Below are 18408 nucleotides of genomic sequence, written 5' to 3'. Positions count from 1 at the left end.
AATCAGGTAGGCCTGGTTACCCAGCTATTTACCTAGAATTAACTCCTCATTGATCTCTATAAATATTGTAAAAAAATCAAGAAGATACGCACGTTCTACCATCAATGGGTTATTGCCCCCAAATTCTAAGCCCACCCAGAAACGCTTTGTCGTTATCGCCACGCCGAACATGCTCAGGGAGTTCAGTAAAATGATGCACATTGCCGCCACCGATCACCACATAATCCGGCATAAGAGCTTGATAAAAAATATCGATGATCTTCAGGACACTTTGGCGCCATACATCATCGCCAACAGACTCACGATAATGCTCACTGGCATAATATTCATAATCATGCTCAAGGTAGGGAAGATGAGCGATTTCCATCGGCTGTAATTGCTGATTCACTATCAACGAACTTCCCAATCCTGTTCCTAGCCCTAAAAACAACATGCTCCCACCTTGATAACTGCCAACGGCTTGCATTGCGGCGTCATTTATCAAACGAATCGGACAAGCAAAGGCTTCGGCTAAATCAAAATCAACCCAACCCTGACCTAAATTTACCGGCTCTTTCAAGATACGATTACCAGAAATAGGCGATGGAAAACCAATACTGACACCATCAAATAAAGCTGGGTTAACATATTGATTAACCTCTTGAATAAATTTTTCCGGCGTCATCATATGCCCAGAAACAAATTCAATCGCCGGAGTATTAGGCTCGGCATACAATTTGATATGCGTCCCCCCTACATCGATAACTAAGATCCGTTGCGTAGTAGGCACATTTGATAGGGTAATCACACTCGATGCTTTATTTATTAGAGACATAGAAGTTGTTATAAACATAGAATTTGTTAAAGACATCGGAATATTTCTCCGCTATTTCAGCTTCGACGATAAATATCGTATTATAAGAAACTCCCTCGCTCACATCGAAATACTCTAGAATAACGATCTCAACGAACAAATTTCTTTCTATTCTATTAATGAAGCAATCTATTATTAATTTCAGTCAATAATTGATGATGTATTTTAATTCTATTTTCATTAATACAAAAAGTATAACTAGAAATAGAGTTAATAAAAGTAAAAATAACGTAAATTAAATAAAACTTAACCCCAGACCTATATTGATAGTCATTAATTGACTCGGTTTTAAATTGAAATCACTTAATAATAAATAAGTTACAATATTTTATTTTATTTATATTTATTATCATCTATGATTATTTTAAATGGAAAAATAAATCATCATATGCGATAAAAAAACACAAAAAAGATCAAAGCATTATACTAAGCTAACCAACTGAAAATACATGCTATATCTAAAAGCATTAAATCCAGGAGATAGGATAAAAACAATGGAGCTGCAATCAATGCAACAACAGATCATTGAGCAATTATTTTCTGGAAATTACCATGATCCATTTTCTTTTCTTGGTATGCATAAATATAAGGAAAAAACTTATTTCCGTGTATTACTTCCTAATGCTCAACAAATAACTATTTTAGATAGATTAACGGCAACACCCGTACTTCAATTATCTTGTATAGATCAACGTGGTTTTTTTTGCGGTTATACTAGCGGCCTAGATACTAACTTTACTTATATTTTGCAAATTAACTGGGGGGATTCCCAACAAATTATTGAAGACCCCTACCGTTTTGGAACATTACTACGCAATACAATAACTCAAAACCACAATCATATATTTTCGTTTGAAATCTTAGGGGCACATTTACGCCAGCTCGAGGATATTGTAGGTACACATTTTTGTGTTTGGGCGCCTAATGCCCACCGTGTTTCGGTGGTCGGTAAATTCAATTTTTGGGATGGCCGTCGGCATCCCATGCGTTATCACCCTAAAAGTGGCATTTGGGAAATTTTCCTTCCTGCAATTCCCGCAGGAACAGACTATAAATATGAAATACTCGATGCAAACGGTGAGATTCAATTAAAGTCTGATCCTTATGCTTTTTGCAACCAATTGCGCCCTGATACCACATCGATTGTTTCTCCGCTTCCGCCCAAATATCAACCAACAAAGCAACAAGCCCAAGCAAATCAACGTAATCAACCGATTTCTATTTATGAGGTTCATCTTGGCTCATGGCGACGCCCACACCATAATAATCACTGGCTGAGTTATCGCGAATTAGCACAAACACTGCTTCCTTATGTAAAACACATGGGATTTACTCATCTCGAAATATTACCTATCAATGAACATCCATTCGATGGTTCTTGGGGATATCAACCATTAGGCCTTTATTCCCCGACCTGCCGTTATGGCTCACCGCAAGATTTAATCTATTTTATTGCTGAAGCACATCGACAAGGTATCAATGTGATCCTTGATTGGGTACCCGGTCATTTTCCCTCTGACGCCAGTGGGTTAGCAAACTTTGATGGGACTCCATTATTTGAATATGCCGATCCCAAAGAAGGTCGTCATCGTGATTGGAATACCCTAGTTTATGATTATCGCAGCCCAGAGGTTCGCCAGTTTTTAGCCGATAATGCCGTTTATTGGATTGAACGTTTTGGCTTCGATGGGCTACGAGTTGATGCTGTTGCTTCTATGATTTATCGCAACTATAGCCGGCCTGACGGTGAATGGATCGCCAATGAATATGGGGGCAACATTAATCTTGAAGCGGTCTCGCTGCTTCAGGATATCAACGAGCAATTACATAAAATGCAATCAAGCATATTAATGTCTGCTGAAGAATCGACTGATTTTACCGGTGTCACTCTTCCGCCCTCTGTCGGAGGATTAGGTTTTAACTACAAATGGAATATGGGGTGGATGCACGACACGCTAGATTACCTGCAACTTGACCCTCTTATTCGCAAGTTTCATCATAATAAACTGACCTTTAGCGTAATGTATGCATGGAGCGAAAACTATATATTACCTTTATCTCACGATGAGGTCGTCCATGGCAAAGGCTCGTTGCTGCGCAAAATGTCCGGTTCTCCCGAGCAAAAGTTTGCCACTTTACGCGCCTATTATGGCTTTATGTGGGCGCATCCCGGTAAAAAACTGCTCTTTATGGGCGGTGAAATCGCTCAATGGCGAGAATGGGATCATGACGGGGCATTAGACTGGACATTAGTGGAGCAGCCAACCAGTCCACATGTGGGTGTACAACGCTTGGTTAAAGACCTCAATTTTACGTATCGCGATACGCCAGCACTGTATGATAACGACCATAATCCTCAGAGCTTTGAATGGCTTATCGTTGATGATAACGAAAATTCAGTATTTGCTTTTATCCGTTACGCTGCTAATGGTGATCCATTATTAGTTGTCAGCCATTTCACCCCAGTGACTCGCACTCAATATCGTATTGGTGTCAAAGTTGCCGGCGAATATCAAATTATTTTGAATAGTAATGCGCTTATTTATGGCGGTAGTGATATTCACAACGACAAAACTATTTTCAGCCAGCCCATCAAATCTCACGGTTGTAATAACTCAATTGAGTTAACTCTCCCACCATTATCAACACTGTACCTTAACCTTAAATTACCGTTAAAAATGCATAGCCAACCACAAAGGAGTGAGGCGTAAAAATGAATGTATTACATGTTTGTGCAGAGTTTTTTCCTTTAATCAAAACCGGTGGTTTAGCAGATGTTGTCGCCGCATTGCTCCCTGCACAGAGGCAGCATGGTGTTGATGCGCGGGCATTATTGCCCGGATATCCTGCGGTTATGAATCAAGTTACTAATAAGCAAAAAGTCACCACACTAAATACTTTCGCTGGTGAAATCACACTTTATTACAGTCAATACCAAGATTCCCCACTGTATATTATTGATGCCCCACATCTTTATCAACGTGAAGGTAGTCCATATCATGATGAGCATCATAATGCCTATCAAGATAACTATCTCCGTTTTGGCTTGTTGGGTTTTGTTGCCGCAGAGCTCGCCAGAGGCGGTGACTCACTCTGGAAAGCCAACGTTGTTCACGCTCACGATTGGCATGCGGCATTAGCTTGTGCTTATTTAGCCGCTTATAATTACCCTGCTCGCTGTATATTCACCATACACAATATCGCTTATCAAGGGCTATTTGCGCCTCATCATATGAATGAGCTGTGGTTACCGCCTGAATTTTATAATGTCGAGGGAATGGAGTTTTATGGTCAACTGTCTTTTATGAAAGCCGGTTTATTTTATGCTAATCACACCAATGCCGTTAGCCCAACCTACGCCAAAGAAATTTTACATCCTGAATATGCTTATGGCTTAGAGGGACTATTAAATCAACTTAATAAAGAACAACGCCTTAGCGGTATTTTAAATGGAATTGATACCGAGGTATGGGCACCGGCTAGTGATGAATTAATTGTCCAAAAATACAACCAATGCAGTTTAAAAAAGAAAGTTAAAAATAAACTCGCGTTACAGAAATCATTCAATTTAAATCAACAAACTGAGCGCCCATTATTCGCCGTGGTAAGCCGCATGACCCACCAAAAAGGCTTAGATTTGATTTTTGATGTTTTACCCAACTTACTTGATTCTGGTAGCCAATTTATTCTTCTGGGTCATGGTGATAAAGATATTGAAAATGCTTGCCGTCATGCTCAATCACAATACCCAGATCAAATCCGCGCACTTATCGGTTTTGATGAGCCATTATCCCATCAAATCATTGCCGGCGCCGATGTATTAATGGTCCCTAGCCGCTTTGAACCCTGCGGATTAACTCAACTTTACGCATTACGCTATGGAACTTTGCCTCTCGTACGCCATACCGGCGGACTTGCCGATACGGTTAAAGATTGCTCATTAGAAGCGATTAAACAAGGAACATCCACCGGTTTTGTGTTTTACGAAAGTGACCCTATAGATTTAAAAGCCGCTATTGATAGAGCCTTGATATTATGGGACTCCCCGGCTCAATGGCAGCAAGTACAAAAAAATGCAATGGCAAAAAATATTGGTTGGTATCAATCCATTGAAATGTATTTAGAGCTATATAACCGGCTATTAAGCGCTCAATAAATCGAGCTCTGTTGCAAAACTTAATTACTATAAATAATCAGGCTCAGTAACTGCATTAATGATATTTATAGTGAAAAACAATACAATGTTATAAGAAATTAATGCTCATAATATTTTGCAACAGAGCAACGTATTTAAACACTGGTAACTTATTAAGTTTAAATGAAATATTTATCTTCTGTTCACTGTATCATCAGTGACAACAGCAAGCTTCTGTCACAGAGTTATACCAGCAGATTATCCGCGGAAAAAAACACCCCCGCGAATAAAAATAACGCCCTAAATCGATAACCCGAATTAGTTGCCCACAGAACTTACTGTTATCAATTAATCATGGTACGCCATTCCATGTGGCTGTCACTTTGACACTCCCACTTCCTGTTACGCTTCCTATCCAATCATCACCATCAATAGACCAATACGAATGACCTTCATTCATCGGAAATGATAAATCTAAATTAGTTCTATAATATGAACCTTGGTCTTGAGCAGGAATATCCCAAGGTGTTTCCTCCCATAAGGCATCATTTAATGATATTTCCTTAGAATCACAACTTGCCCTCTTAGAAATTACTTGTCCTCTATATTTACCTTTAAAAGATAGATAAGCTGAAAATGGAACTTTAATTGAATTATCTGAAGATGAAAAAACACAATATGATTGATTATTAATTATTTTATTATCGCCGATAACTTGTGCTGTAATACTATTAGCTTGTCTAAATCCCGTTGTAGTTACTATATAATTAAATGTAATTGGATTTTTACTACCGACTTTACCTATTTTTTTAGGACTATTATTGAAATCAGCGGATATAATACTAATACCATAGTTGCGTGGTTTTATAATGAGTTTATTGGATGGTGTAAATTCATAATAACCTGATTGTGTAAGACTTGAATTATAAAAAGAAAAAGTGAAAAAATCTTGACTATTAGTTAAATCAACATTTCTATCTATTAACTGTTTTAAAAAAGATTGCGATAAAAACACCGACAATTGGCCATTATTGGTATTATCAAAGACATCAGTATATTTTGTTGTTGGATTATCTTTACGGGTATAAGTATACCAGTTTGAATTAACATTGCCTTGAAACATGACATCATTTACATTTGGATCATACGTAATATAGGTCGGATTTAATTTTAATCCTACACGTAATTTACTAATATCTGATGAGGAAGTATATTTATACTGCACTAAATTACAAACAATCCCGTCACGACCATTTACCGTTGCCGTTTGGCAAAATTCTGACCCTAATCCAATATTTGGCATTCCATTACTATCAATAAAAATTTCTTGTAAAGCATTGGTAGATAATAATTGTAGATGCCCGATTTTTGTCATTACAAAATCATTAGAAGATAACATTTTCCCACCAATACTTTCGCAAGATTCTCCTTGAGAAGGATTATAATCAAATTCGGTCTGACAGGATCTTAAACTTAACGTTATTGTTTTATCTGGCCCCATATCCTTAAAAAAATTAAAGCTATTATCGCTAAAAATAGGTCGTGTATTCGTACTTTGTCCTTTAGTACTATTTTGATTAATCATATAAGCACCAGACTTTTCGATATACTTAGCTGGCCAGATCCCATCCGAAGGGCATTCATCCTCATCATTCAAACACCGGTTACCTAAAAAAGGATTATCAATAGGAGAATTTTCTAGCCAAATATCAACATTATAATCTTTTTTGATACTACTATTAGGAGTCGTCCCCATGTAACCTAAACTTCTTTGCTTAGAAGCATAACGAGTATATTTATTGGAGCCAGAAAACCTAGGATTTAATTTTTGAGAAGTTATGAAATACTCATCATCAACATTATTTTCAATAAAAATAAATGAATTTGAAACAGTCGCTGCAAAATTGTTAGGTATCCATAAAATATTTATGCTCATAGGCAAAAATAAATATAAAAATGATTTTTTGATCATTGATTAAGTCCTTATCTTTGTGCAAAAGAAGATTGTGGTTCGCAAATAATATCACCTAACCATAAAGCACCTTTAGCACCTGATAGATCTAAGTCAGCTTCACAGATTGAATTTTGATTGCTCGTATTGATAACAGATATAATTGGAAAACGCATATCAACATCCATTGAAAATTCACCATTTTTATCTGTTTTTGTCTTCCCTATATGGTTATGTATTGATGCATCGCTAAGTAATGTACCATCAGATGATTTAATACGCCCAAACACAGTAACTAACTGCCGGACATTTGGCGTATAGACAGCAATATTTCCAGGGTATAAAATAACCGATTTATTCCTACCTGCGATAATATCAAAGCTATCCATTGACTCACCACTATTCATTAATTCTATTTTATAATCAGCATAAGGTGAGAGAGGAATAAATGTATTATTTCCTGTGAGTTGATGGTTTTTTCCATTAATCTGAGCTGTCATCGCACCATTACCCTTAATATTCGGATTAATAATAACCCCTGCTCTACCTGATTTACCGCTCACACCAAATAGACTGTCGCTATAAGCAAATGCTCCTCTTGACGTATAATTTCCACTCATACGTCTATTATCAGGTCGGTTTACAGTCAAAGTACCCGAATTATATTTAGTTTCATAAGACGCATAACCCAGCGTAGAAATATTAGATTCACCATTATTTTTATCTCTAAGCAGTTTAGACATTGACCCCCCTGCGGAGGTTATAAATGAATCATCTATCATCTTATTGACAAAAACATTCCCTTTAATATTTCCATTTGATGATGAAACACCTGTACTTAACCAGGTTGATAATGGCAATGAAAAATCTAACGCAATAAATTTTTCATTGGTGTTTTCTTGATCATCATAATGATATTTTTGCACCCCTAATCGTAGCCCGATATTTCCATATCGACCATTATAAAGGTTATTGCCATATTCATAGTTTAGTGATTTACTTTTAGTTCTACGGTCATAACTTTGACTAATAGTAAACGAACCTGCATTATCAATAAAACTATTTAAACTAATAGAGGCCCCATATGAGTAATTATCCGAAGCGTAAATAGGTAAATCAGATTTAACGATTGTTTTTTCTTTAGATGCCCATACTGAACCGATACTATAAGGTATTTGGGCTGATGCAGTAATAATATTACGATTAGTACCACCATTTGACAGTAACCCTTGCCAAACTAAAGATAAATATTTATTTATTGATAAATTAGCACCTGTTTCAATAACAATATTTTTATCAAATGCATAATTAGATACTTTAAAATTAAATCCTGATAATAAATCTAATGTCGTCGCCCCCGAAAACCCGATTAAATAGGTTTTATCTGTAACATTATTATAACTTTTTTTATTTTTTTCCCTATTATTGATAATAGTATGGGGATTTACATAATCAACATATCCCCCATAAGCCTCCCATTCTAATCGATTTAAATTAGCACTAATACCACCAAAGGATTTATTAATTGTTTGTTCTTTGGTTGATACTACATTACCATCGACGACTGTCTCTACTGTGACATCATAAATACCATACGGTAATATACTTGTATCTAGCTCAAAACTCCCCATAGGAAAATTCTGTATATTCAATAGCTTTTCTCCTCTATATATTCTCACCTCACCTGGGCTAGGTAAAAATATATAAATAGGGATTAGTGATGAACTCGATTTATTAATTAAACTAGATGATTTATTACCGAAAGTAATACCATAAATCTTACTGCTAGATAAAGCAGTAAGACTAGCTATTGACTGAAGGTTCCATGTACTTAATAAACCCATGGCGAAACGAAACCCTTGATGATCTCGCTCATACATGGCTCGATATAATTCAAATTTATTATTTGAATTACCAATACCATAAGCTGATGCATTAATATTAAAATGGTTTTCAGCAAAAGCTGCTAATAGGTCAATATTTAGATAGCTATTATTTGTATTTTTACTTTTTTTATCATAGTTTTGATAGGCACCAAAATCATAATTAATCACTGTTGAGATATTTTCTACACTCGAAGGACCTAATTTATCATTTTTCACTTTAGATTTTGCTTCAAATGCTGATTTAGTAACATTCAAATTAAGATTAAATGATAGGATATCAAGATGTAGTATGGCATTGTCACTTATTGGTATTTCCATTTTAGTATCAAAAAAGTTATCCTGACTATGTTCAATCGATTCAAGAACATCTTTAGATAAATTAGCTTCTTGACTATTATCCAAATAATCTAATGAAAGTAGCTTTAACTTCCCATCACTAAGTGAAATATTTGCTGTGGCTATTTTTGTTTGGCTTCGACTTCCTTCATATTGTAAAAAAACAGGGACTGACATCCCTTGTTCTAAGGCTGAAACAAATGCTGCGGGTATTATATTATTGCCTATTTTTATACTACTTACAGGGGAAGAAATAGCATTAGATGTAATACTAAAAAAGCCTAAAAAAATATAATACCCGAGTTTTTTATACATGATGATTACCTACTCAGCCATCAGAATCGATTATTTAGCAATAATAAACTCTTCCTTATGCCAAATACCTATAGTTGTTTTTTTATTTGTTGTATTAACTCGCTGCATTTTAACTTTTAAATTGGGCATTAAATAATAACGCTCACGACAAACCCCATTTTGAGAATGTTTACTTTGTGATGTTAAACAAGGTCCTGAAGCAACAACTCTAAATGAGCTATTTCCCGTGTTTTTAACGACACCATTATTATATTGATAATTAAAATTTTCCAATCTAGGCGCAACAACTAAAATTGTACTGATTGTTGCTGATGTTGTTGCAACTGCCGATTTATTACTTGTTGTTGAACCATTACTACTAACAGGATCATCTTGCCAATTTAAACGATAATAACGTTCAGTATCATCAGCAGGGCCATTATAAATAATTTTAAATATATCCGAGGCCTCACCTGGCAATATAAGATTAGCGGGGGTAGATAATATCTCATCACTACTCATAGTAAGAGATGATCCTTCCTCCATAGGTGAACTTATTTTTTGTACATTTAAATTAACTAATCGAGCTGTTGATACTGTATTTTTAATTTCTTTTGAAAGCATTTCTTTATCTGAATTAATTGTTTCAGTAATATCACCTACATCTATCGCAATCGAAGTACCTAACGGTAAAATCGAAACACTTAAAATAAATATTATTTTATTAATCATACGATAATCCATGATGTTAAAATGAAGATGATTTAATCATCTTCATTTTAATTATTTATAAACTGATATTAATTATTCTCAAGGTAAAGTCCATACTGCAGTAAATTGAACGCTAACATCACCATCCCATGTACCATCACTTAACTCTTCAAAGCTTGTAACTGCATCATCTAATTTTGCGCTAGCAATCACAAAGTTAAATGCACCGCGATCCGTTACACGATCTTTTGATCCAAACGCAGTTTCTTGTCCTAGATTATCTAAACCAGCAGTAGTACCTTTATTAAAATCAATCAGAGTAGTTTCTTCTGCTGTTAATAAGCTAGTGCCATTCCATTTAACTCCCACGGTTAATTCAGAGTTATCAGTTGTGCGGGTTAATTTATCGGTAATAACTTTAGCTGTTAATTGAAAATCGGTTGCACCCTCTTGACCTTGAATAGCAACATCAAATGCACCATTTTGCTGATTAAAGCTTTTTTGGCCTGCAGCATAATTAAAAGTTAAACTTTTTAATGGTGTAACAACTAACATACTTTTAGTATCTTTAATTGCAGTTGCTTGCCAAATTGCTGTTGACGAAGCTTTACGTGTTTCGGCACGTGTTTCGACATCAGCATGTGCGATTGAAACAACTGATACAGCACCAAACAAAGTGGCAACCGCAAGTATTAATTTTGTATTTTTCATATATAATCCTTAGCTAATTATTTAGCTCACCTATTACCATGTTAGGTATATATACTGAGTTCCTTACAATTCCAGAATAAGTATATATACAGAATATCTTCTAACACCAGAATAAGTATATATACAGAATATCTTCTAATGTCAGAATAAGTATACATACGGAATATCTTCTAATGCTAGAATAAGTATATATACTGGATGTCTTCTAATGCCAGAATAAGTATATATACAGTATATTAATTGCAATCTTTAATATATAAATATCTTTAAAGTGCTATGAGTATAAATAAAATATATAAAAAAACAAATGTTCATTTCAATATATTTTATTTTTATATACTATTAAGAATATTCCCAATATGTTAATTAAAAGATTAAAAGGTTAAATTTATGAGAATTGTTAAATTCATGCATTTTTTAAACATTATTAACTTAGCGAAACTTATTGTATTTTTTCACACCCTTATATTTACTTTTAGTATGCCCGCACAAGCCATTTATATTGATAGCGATGTCACTGATTTATCAACAAATAAAAAGTTCCATTCAAAATCTTTTTTTAATAATACAAAAAACATGAACATGTATAACTTTAACATGTATCGCATTGATTATCCTGGTAAAAAAGAAAAATCATTTAACATTGAGAATGGAGAAGTAATTTATACCCCACTAAAAAAAATATTATTACCCGGAGAAAGAGAGTACTTTAAAATTCTTTATAGAGGCGAGGACGATAATCAGGAAAGATATTATAGAATGGTTATTACTGAAACATCACTAGGAGCGTTTGAAGATAAAAAGCAAAATAAAAGCTTTTATTTCACACCAACAATATCATTAGATACTTACTTTGTCGTAAGACCAAAGGATGTTAATTTCAACTATAAATTTAATCTAGAAAAAGGATTAATTGAAAATATAGGAAATACCTATTTTAGAGTTATCATTCATAACTCATGTACAGATAAAGACCCAGATGTTTTTTATTTGTTACCATCACAAAAATATGAAGATGTAACAATGAAAAAAAAAGGAAATAAACTCATTGTATTTATGGACAAATTTATTTTACTAGATTCCCCATGCAAAGAATAAAACTGATTTTTTTTAACATCTATATCTGTTTTTATTAATCTATCATTGCCCAACTAATTGCGATTATTAGTATTAACTTAAAATAATCGCAAATTGGGCATTGAGTTTAATGCGATTCTCAGCTTAGAGTAAATCCCACATATTAGGTTTTATATCAAAAAATTTTATATCATTCATTCTGCCATAAGCATTTAAATACTTATTGAAGTCATTAAATAAAAACAGAAAAATAGTATGATTTTGGCAATAAGATTATAACTTGAATAGAACAGATGACAGTCTAAATCACTGAGCCATCCCACTAGATATCTTTATTGCTATCTTTAGTATCGCGGAACCTTTTCCACTAGATGCCTCTTTTCGTTATGAATTCTCTTTTTTATCTCTTAATATTACATCTCTGATAATAGCATTCATTATCGTTTGATAGCCTGACTTTTGAATCAATGAATTATATCACTATCAGTTCTAACTGGATTGGCTGTTTTCACTGGTTTATAAACTTAATCTCTTTGACCTTTTGATTATACATCAGCTAGTAATTACGGGATGTTGGAAGTAGTGATCCCTAAATCATCAATATCTATAAATTATTTTAATCTTGATTTTTATGCATCAGTGAAGGATAGAACCCCCTAACTTAATCTTAGTTTTGCGCATACACTAACCTCTCATTTTTCGTAGCCTTTCTTGCGTCAATTATTCGAATCATTTCCCCTGCATCATCCTGTTTTACATGTGAGTTCCAGTAAAACAATAATACAGCTACCCACTACCTACATTGTTTGCTGTTTAAACTCCCTATTCTTGAACTTATCTTGTCTTGATATATGGTTAGAATGCAACGTTCGCTACGGCATAAATAGTTAGAAAACGCTAAGTTAGAATATCTCAGTTAATGATAAGTAGATTCTATTAAATAGATAATATTATTACCACTTAATTTATTCAATCATAATAATTAAAACCAAAAACTAATTAATCACTCTAATAATATAAATTTAATTATATACGCATTGGAATAATATGTATATTTGATATTAAAATAAATGACAGTTGCCAACAGGTCACATAATAAAAACAAAAAACCAGAAATGAATTCAAAAAATAACTATTATTAAACGTAATAAATTGCATTAATGTGTTTTTTAAAAATTAATAAATTCTTCTTGTAATATTTTAAATTTATACAACACTTAAAAAGTGATTAAATTAATTAATTTTTTAAGACCAGAAGCAAAGGCATAAATATGAGTATAAGCATAACTATCAAGACGACCTCAGGTGCCGATGCGAATGGTATCGATAAAAATAGTGCAAGTATTATTTTGAAAAACGATAATTCTCTTTTAGATAACAAAGTAGTATTTTTTGAAGTTTCAGATAACGCTCTATTTGCAGATATAGGAACAAATCAAACATCAGTAATGACCAATGCACTAGGAAGATCAACCGTTTACTTGACTGATACAATCTCTGAGATTGTAACTATAACAGCCATTTATAGTGAGGATCACTCAGTTAAAGCTAGTGGCTCTTCTTCATTTTATGATGTTGAAGGTAGCAATATCTTTCCCCCTAAAATAGATGAAGCTGTAAATAATATCATTAATCTCTCTGATATTGATCAGATTGCTCATATACGTATCCCTAAATGGGTAGGCATGAAAATTAATGATAATTTAGATATTTATACAGAAACTGTATTTCCATGGACAATTAATTACATACTAAAAGCTGCAGATATCGAAAATGATATTATTATCGAAATAAGCAAATCGAAATTTTTAGAACCATATCTAAATGATATTTTACATCTTTACTATATTTTAAATTCAACATTAACCTCTGAGACAACTAATTATCTTATTGTTTCAGCATTAATAAATGATATAGAAATAATAGGTAATAGAGGAAATGTAGGTTCATGTCACTCATTAGTTGCAATAAATAAAAAAACCATGACTGTATCCTCGGTTAATTGGCAATATGATAATGATGATAAGATATATAGATCACCTTACTTTACAGATCATCACCCACTGAAAAGAATAAATGTATTCATCAATCCAAATGGAAACAAAATAAAAGTAGCACCTAAAAATATAGAAAGCTTAGGCTATGAAAATAAATCAATTGCTTATATTTTAAATAACAAAGGTAAATTATTTTTTTGGGGAAGTAACTATCCTAGTTGGCTTACCCCCCCCATCTCAATCAGCAGCTTAATGTCTATCGATGGAGTTATATGCTCACCTTATGCAGCCGTAGTTTTGACAAAAGAAAAAAATTTATATGGCTGGGGAAGTAAAGGTAATGGTTCCTTAGATGTACCGATTAATAATGTACTGACTGTTGGCTACACTCGAACAGCATTTTCAGCGATCACTGAAGAATTAAAAATAATTGCATGGGGTATCGCATCAGCTGGTGGGTTGCTCCCAAATGAAATTTCAGCTATGAATGGATTTACTCAAGTTATTGGAACACGCTCTGCTTTTTGTGCTCTGCATCAAAGTGGTAAAGTATATGCATGAGGGGCTGAAAATTATGGTGGAAAAGTACCAAGTACTATTTCTAAATTAAGTAATATACAAGAAATTTTTTCTACCGATGGTGCTTTTGCAGTTTTAACTAAAGATAAAAATGTAATAGCATGGGGACATCAAGATTTTGGTGGAAATCTTCTTATCCCATTAAATAATATAAAAACAATTTCATCAAATACAGGCGCATTTACTGCACTAAATTGCTTAGGTCAAGTATATTCTTGGGGACAATCATTTAATGGAGGATCACTACCTAATAATATTCAACAACTTAATAATATAGTGGCAATAAGTTCCTCTGACGCTGCATTTTGCATTTTATTAAAAAATGGTACTATTCACACGTGGGGAGCAAATAATTTTGGTGGAAAAATACCTTCAGAAATATTACATATTAATAATTTTATCTCTATTTCTAGTTCAACTGGTGGTTTTTCTGCCATTTCAAAATTAAGCACTGTAGTTATGTGGAATAATAATAATTTTAAAATTCAAAAAAATTCCATTATAAAAACAAAAGCAGGATATCAAATAACAAGAGGTACACCACCAGATACATTTATAAGTCTATTTAATAATGGAACACTAAGTATCATTGGTGAAAACAGCGATGTAAGTAATATTAATGATATTCCACAAGAGGTTTATGGAAATGTAAATCACTCTAATTTAAATGAAGAGTCAAAATCATATAACGACAATAAACTTCAACTATCATCTTATATTATAAAAAATAATTCATTAGCTAATGGTATTGATTCAAATAAAATATTACTGACAGTAGTAGATATAATAAATAAAACCCCAATTAAGAACATGAAATTAATAATATCAGCAGATGGTGACGCTTTATTCTTAGAAAACAACAGTTCATTTTTATCTAAAACAACTGACTCAAATGGAGAAGTTAACATTTCAATTATAAATACCACAATCCAATATATTAATATTATTGCCTTTCTTAGTGAAAATGAAAATATATCATTACATAATATAATCATATTTACTGAATAGTTTATTTTAAATTAACATATGAGATAAAAAATGGCAGATCAAAATTTTATAATTACTATACGTGTTACTCAAGATAATGCCCAAGCAAATGGTGCGAGTACAAATATAGTTGAAGCTTATATCCTTGAATCAGAAACCATGCTACCTGCGACAAAGTTAGATATTGTATTTTCAGTTAATGGAAATGCTATTATAAAGGAAAATAATTCACCTTTATTTCGTACTTCTACAGATGGTAATGGTAAAGCTGTTATTAATATTACAAACACAGTTTCTGAATCAATTACGGTAAAGACTTATATTTTAAATGACCCTAATCAACTGGAAACAAAAGAAATTAATTTTTTACCTACAAGTGATAAATTAAAAATAACAAGTATTCATAATAGAAATCATACATTTACTGCCGAACAACCAACAATTGCATGGGCTGGAGCCTCTTTTACTATTGAAACGACTGGAGGCTCTGGAGATCTCGATTGGAAGGTTGAAGGTGCCGTTGCTGAAGTTGATATAGAATCATTAAATAATTCTAGTGCTGGTATTACTATAAAATCACATCAATACCAAGCAGTGAAAATTGTTGTTACTGATAAAATAACTAGTGATCATGATGACTTTTCATTTTTTATAAAACTCTATATCGCACCTAGTTTGGATAAAACAAGAACATTATCTCAAGCCATAAACCTACATGATGATGCTTTATTATCTCCTATAAACTATTTGGATATTCATAAGGAATGGGGGGATCTGACTGTATATCCACAATGGTCACTAGGCACTAGCCCTGAACAAAAAATATTAAGTACGGATATTATAGAAACAGACGCAGTTAATCTTGCTGAGTTTTGGACTAATGAATATAGCACTCTAGGTAAAGCAACTGTGGCTAATATTAAAGACGGTACTTTTCGATACTCTGAACACGGTTCATTTACTAAGCATTTTCACGCATATCGTTCAGGTAGGAATTTAATAAAATAAAATATTTATTCGGCTTTTATTAATCCAATGAAAGCTATTATTTACTTTAAATGTGAGCTAAAAAATGAAAAATACAGATAATGATGAATATAAATGGTCTACTAACATTGCCCCTCTCATCGGTATTCCAATGTATGATAAACCACCTGGAATAGATGTACCGATTGAATTAAGACCCAGGGCGGAATATGATATAAATTTAGAATTATTAGTAAATAAAGTTCAAAATAACTTTAAAAGTGTATTTAATGATATTTTAAATAATGACAATGATAAAAAAATTAAAATCAATAATTTAGTTGATGATTTAATTCATTGTTATGCCTCATTAATAAATAATAAAAATGAAGTGGAGAATGAAAAGATACAATCAATATGGACGAATATTATAAATTTAATTCCTAAAGAAAATAAAGAGTTAGGATTAGATTTATATAACAATTTGTTTAAAATAATAGTAAAACCTTTTGTAGCTGACTATTTACATAATGATGATTTATTTGCATATCAACGCATCGCTGGAGCCAATCCAGTTGCATTAATTGGAGTATCTGATCTCCCTTCAAATTTTCCATTATCTAATGAACAATATCAATTTGTTATGGGAGAAAATGATTCTTTATCTAATGCATTAAAGCAAAATAGAATTTACATGTTAAATTATAGCTATTTATCAGGAGTCGTTGCTGAGGATGGATATACAAAGCCAGAAGGTTCTCCTGGTACAAACCCAATGCCTGGATATTCGTATGCTGCTATAGCATTATTTTCAGTTTCATTAGAAACAAAAGAGCTTACGGCTGTTGCTATACAATGTGGACAAGATCCTGATGATAATAACGAAATGTTTTTAGCAACAGAAGATGTCAATAGCGATAGATACTGGGCATGGCAAAGAGCAAAATATGTGATACAGGCAGCTGATGAATCTGAACATCAGTTATCAACTCATCTAGGTTTAACTCACTTATTAATGGAAGCCTTTGCATTGGCTACATTACGAAAATTACCTAAAGACCATCCCTTACATCGATTATTAATTACACATTTTGAAGCAACTAACCGTATAAATCATAATGCAACTTTAGCTTTATTAGGAGAACATCAATTTGTTGATATGCTTTTTGCTGCTCCTTTAGAAAATATGGCTAAAGCCGTTATTGACATACGATTATCTTATGATTTTAAGGCTCATTATTTCCCTGAAGCATTAAAACAACGTAAAGTCGATGATATAAATGCTTTACCAAGTTATCCATATAGAGATGATGGATTGTTAATATGGCATGCAATTAAAGATTGGGTTAGAGAATATATTAATATTTACTATGTAACTAGTACTGAGCTAAGTCTTGATAAATCATTTCAAGCCTGGGTAAAAGATATTATTGATAATGGTAAAGTTAAAGGGTTTACTCAAATTAAAACTAAAGATGAATTGATTGATACTTTAACTATGATCATATTCACTTCATCAGCACAGCATGCTGCTGTTAATTACTCTCAACCTGGTTGGCTAATGTATGCTCCACATACAATTGGAACAATGGCATATCCAAAACCGACATCTGTCACCGGTAGTACACAAAAACAATGGTTAGATATGCTACCAAAAGTATATCGAGCAAGCCAAAAAATTATTATCTATACTTTATTAGGTGAGTTATATCATGGAAAGCTTGGTGAATATATTGGTTTAAATTATAAACTTGTCTTTAATGATCATGAAATCATTAAAAAAAATGGCCCATTAGATAAATTCAGGAAAAACTTGGCTAATATACAAAAAATTATTCAAGAAAGAAATGGTAAACGTCCATATCCATATGAATATTTAATTCCAGAAAATATTCCTGCCAGTATTAATATTTAAAGGAGTTAAT

12 protein-coding genes are annotated in these 18408 nt (G+C 32.9%); 7 read left to right on the top strand and 5 right to left on the bottom strand.

Features of this window, described 5'->3' with window-relative positions:
- Positions 1-109: 109 nt before the first annotated feature.
- Entirely contained in the window at positions 110-850 is a 741-nt protein-coding gene (locus MNY66_RS07595; protein ID WP_241501819.1) for an ROK family protein, read from the bottom strand.
- A gap of 497 nt (positions 851-1347) precedes the next feature.
- Here MNY66_RS07595 and glgB point away from each other — a divergent pair, with 497 nt between their 5' ends.
- Together glgB and glgA are read left to right on the top strand one after the other, a co-directional pair.
- Complete coding sequence (gene glgB / locus MNY66_RS07590; RefSeq protein WP_241501818.1) at positions 1348-3564, top strand: 1,4-alpha-glucan branching protein GlgB; 2217 nt, start codon at positions 1348-1350, stop codon at positions 3562-3564.
- A gap of 2 nt (positions 3565-3566) precedes the next feature.
- Complete coding sequence (glgA, locus tag MNY66_RS07585; protein WP_047256476.1) at positions 3567-5009, top strand: glycogen synthase GlgA; 1443 nt, start codon at positions 3567-3569, stop codon at positions 5007-5009.
- Positions 5010-5340: 331 nt separating this feature from the next.
- On the opposite strand, the gene MNY66_RS07580 is transcribed toward glgA, so the two are convergent.
- The 4 genes from MNY66_RS07580 to ecpA all read right to left on the bottom strand — a co-directional run bounded on the left by MNY66_RS07580 (position 5341) and on the right by ecpA (position 10877).
- Positions 5341-6960, bottom strand: a complete 1620-nt coding sequence (locus MNY66_RS07580) for a fimbrial protein (RefSeq protein ID WP_241501817.1) — start codon at positions 6958-6960, stop codon at positions 5341-5343.
- 11 nt (positions 6961-6971) lie between these two features.
- Positions 6972-9476: a TcfC E-set like domain-containing protein gene (locus MNY66_RS07575; protein ID WP_241501816.1), complete on the bottom strand. Its 2505-nt coding sequence runs from the start codon at positions 9474-9476 to the stop codon at positions 6972-6974.
- Positions 9477-9506: 30 nt separating this feature from the next.
- On the bottom strand, positions 9507-10187 hold the full coding sequence (locus MNY66_RS07570; protein WP_474198451.1) for an EcpB family pilus assembly chaperone: 681 nt from the start codon (positions 10185-10187) through the stop codon (positions 9507-9509).
- A gap of 78 nt (positions 10188-10265) precedes the next feature.
- Positions 10266-10877: a common pilus major fimbrillin subunit EcpA gene (gene ecpA, locus MNY66_RS07565; protein ID WP_241501815.1), complete on the bottom strand. Its 612-nt coding sequence runs from the start codon at positions 10875-10877 to the stop codon at positions 10266-10268.
- A 390-nt stretch (positions 10878-11267) separates the two neighbouring features.
- Here ecpA and MNY66_RS07560 point away from each other — a divergent pair, with 390 nt between their 5' ends.
- The 5 genes from MNY66_RS07560 to MNY66_RS07540 all read left to right on the top strand — a co-directional run bounded on the left by MNY66_RS07560 (position 11268) and on the right by MNY66_RS07540 (position 18398).
- On the top strand, positions 11268-11975 hold the full coding sequence (locus MNY66_RS07560) for a fimbrial protein (RefSeq protein ID WP_197076017.1): 708 nt from the start codon (positions 11268-11270) through the stop codon (positions 11973-11975).
- A 1250-nt stretch (positions 11976-13225) separates the two neighbouring features.
- Positions 13226-14512, top strand: coding sequence for an Ig-like domain-containing protein (locus MNY66_RS07555; RefSeq protein WP_241501814.1), 1287 nt, complete (start codon positions 13226-13228; stop codon positions 14510-14512).
- A gap of 294 nt (positions 14513-14806) precedes the next feature.
- Entirely contained in the window at positions 14807-15538 is a 732-nt protein-coding gene (locus tag MNY66_RS07550) for an Ig-like domain-containing protein (RefSeq protein ID WP_241501813.1), read from the top strand.
- A gap of 30 nt (positions 15539-15568) precedes the next feature.
- Positions 15569-16525 carry an Ig-like domain-containing protein gene (locus tag MNY66_RS07545; RefSeq protein ID WP_047256854.1) on the top strand — a complete coding sequence of 319 codons (957 nt, stop codon included), beginning with the start codon at positions 15569-15571 and terminating at the stop codon, positions 16523-16525.
- Positions 16526-16589: 64 nt separating this feature from the next.
- The gene (locus tag MNY66_RS07540) at positions 16590-18398 is read left to right on the top strand and encodes a lipoxygenase family protein (RefSeq protein ID WP_241501812.1); all 1809 of its coding nucleotides are present in this window, start codon (positions 16590-16592) and stop codon (positions 18396-18398) included.
- Positions 18399-18408 lie beyond the last annotated feature (10 nt).

This window comes from Moellerella wisconsensis (assembly GCF_022592395.1).
GTDB classification, from domain to species: Bacteria; Pseudomonadota; Gammaproteobacteria; order Enterobacterales; family Enterobacteriaceae; genus Moellerella; species Moellerella wisconsensis.
Note: the sequence above shows the minus strand (reverse complement) of the source record. Positions and strands in the feature narration are given on the sequence as shown.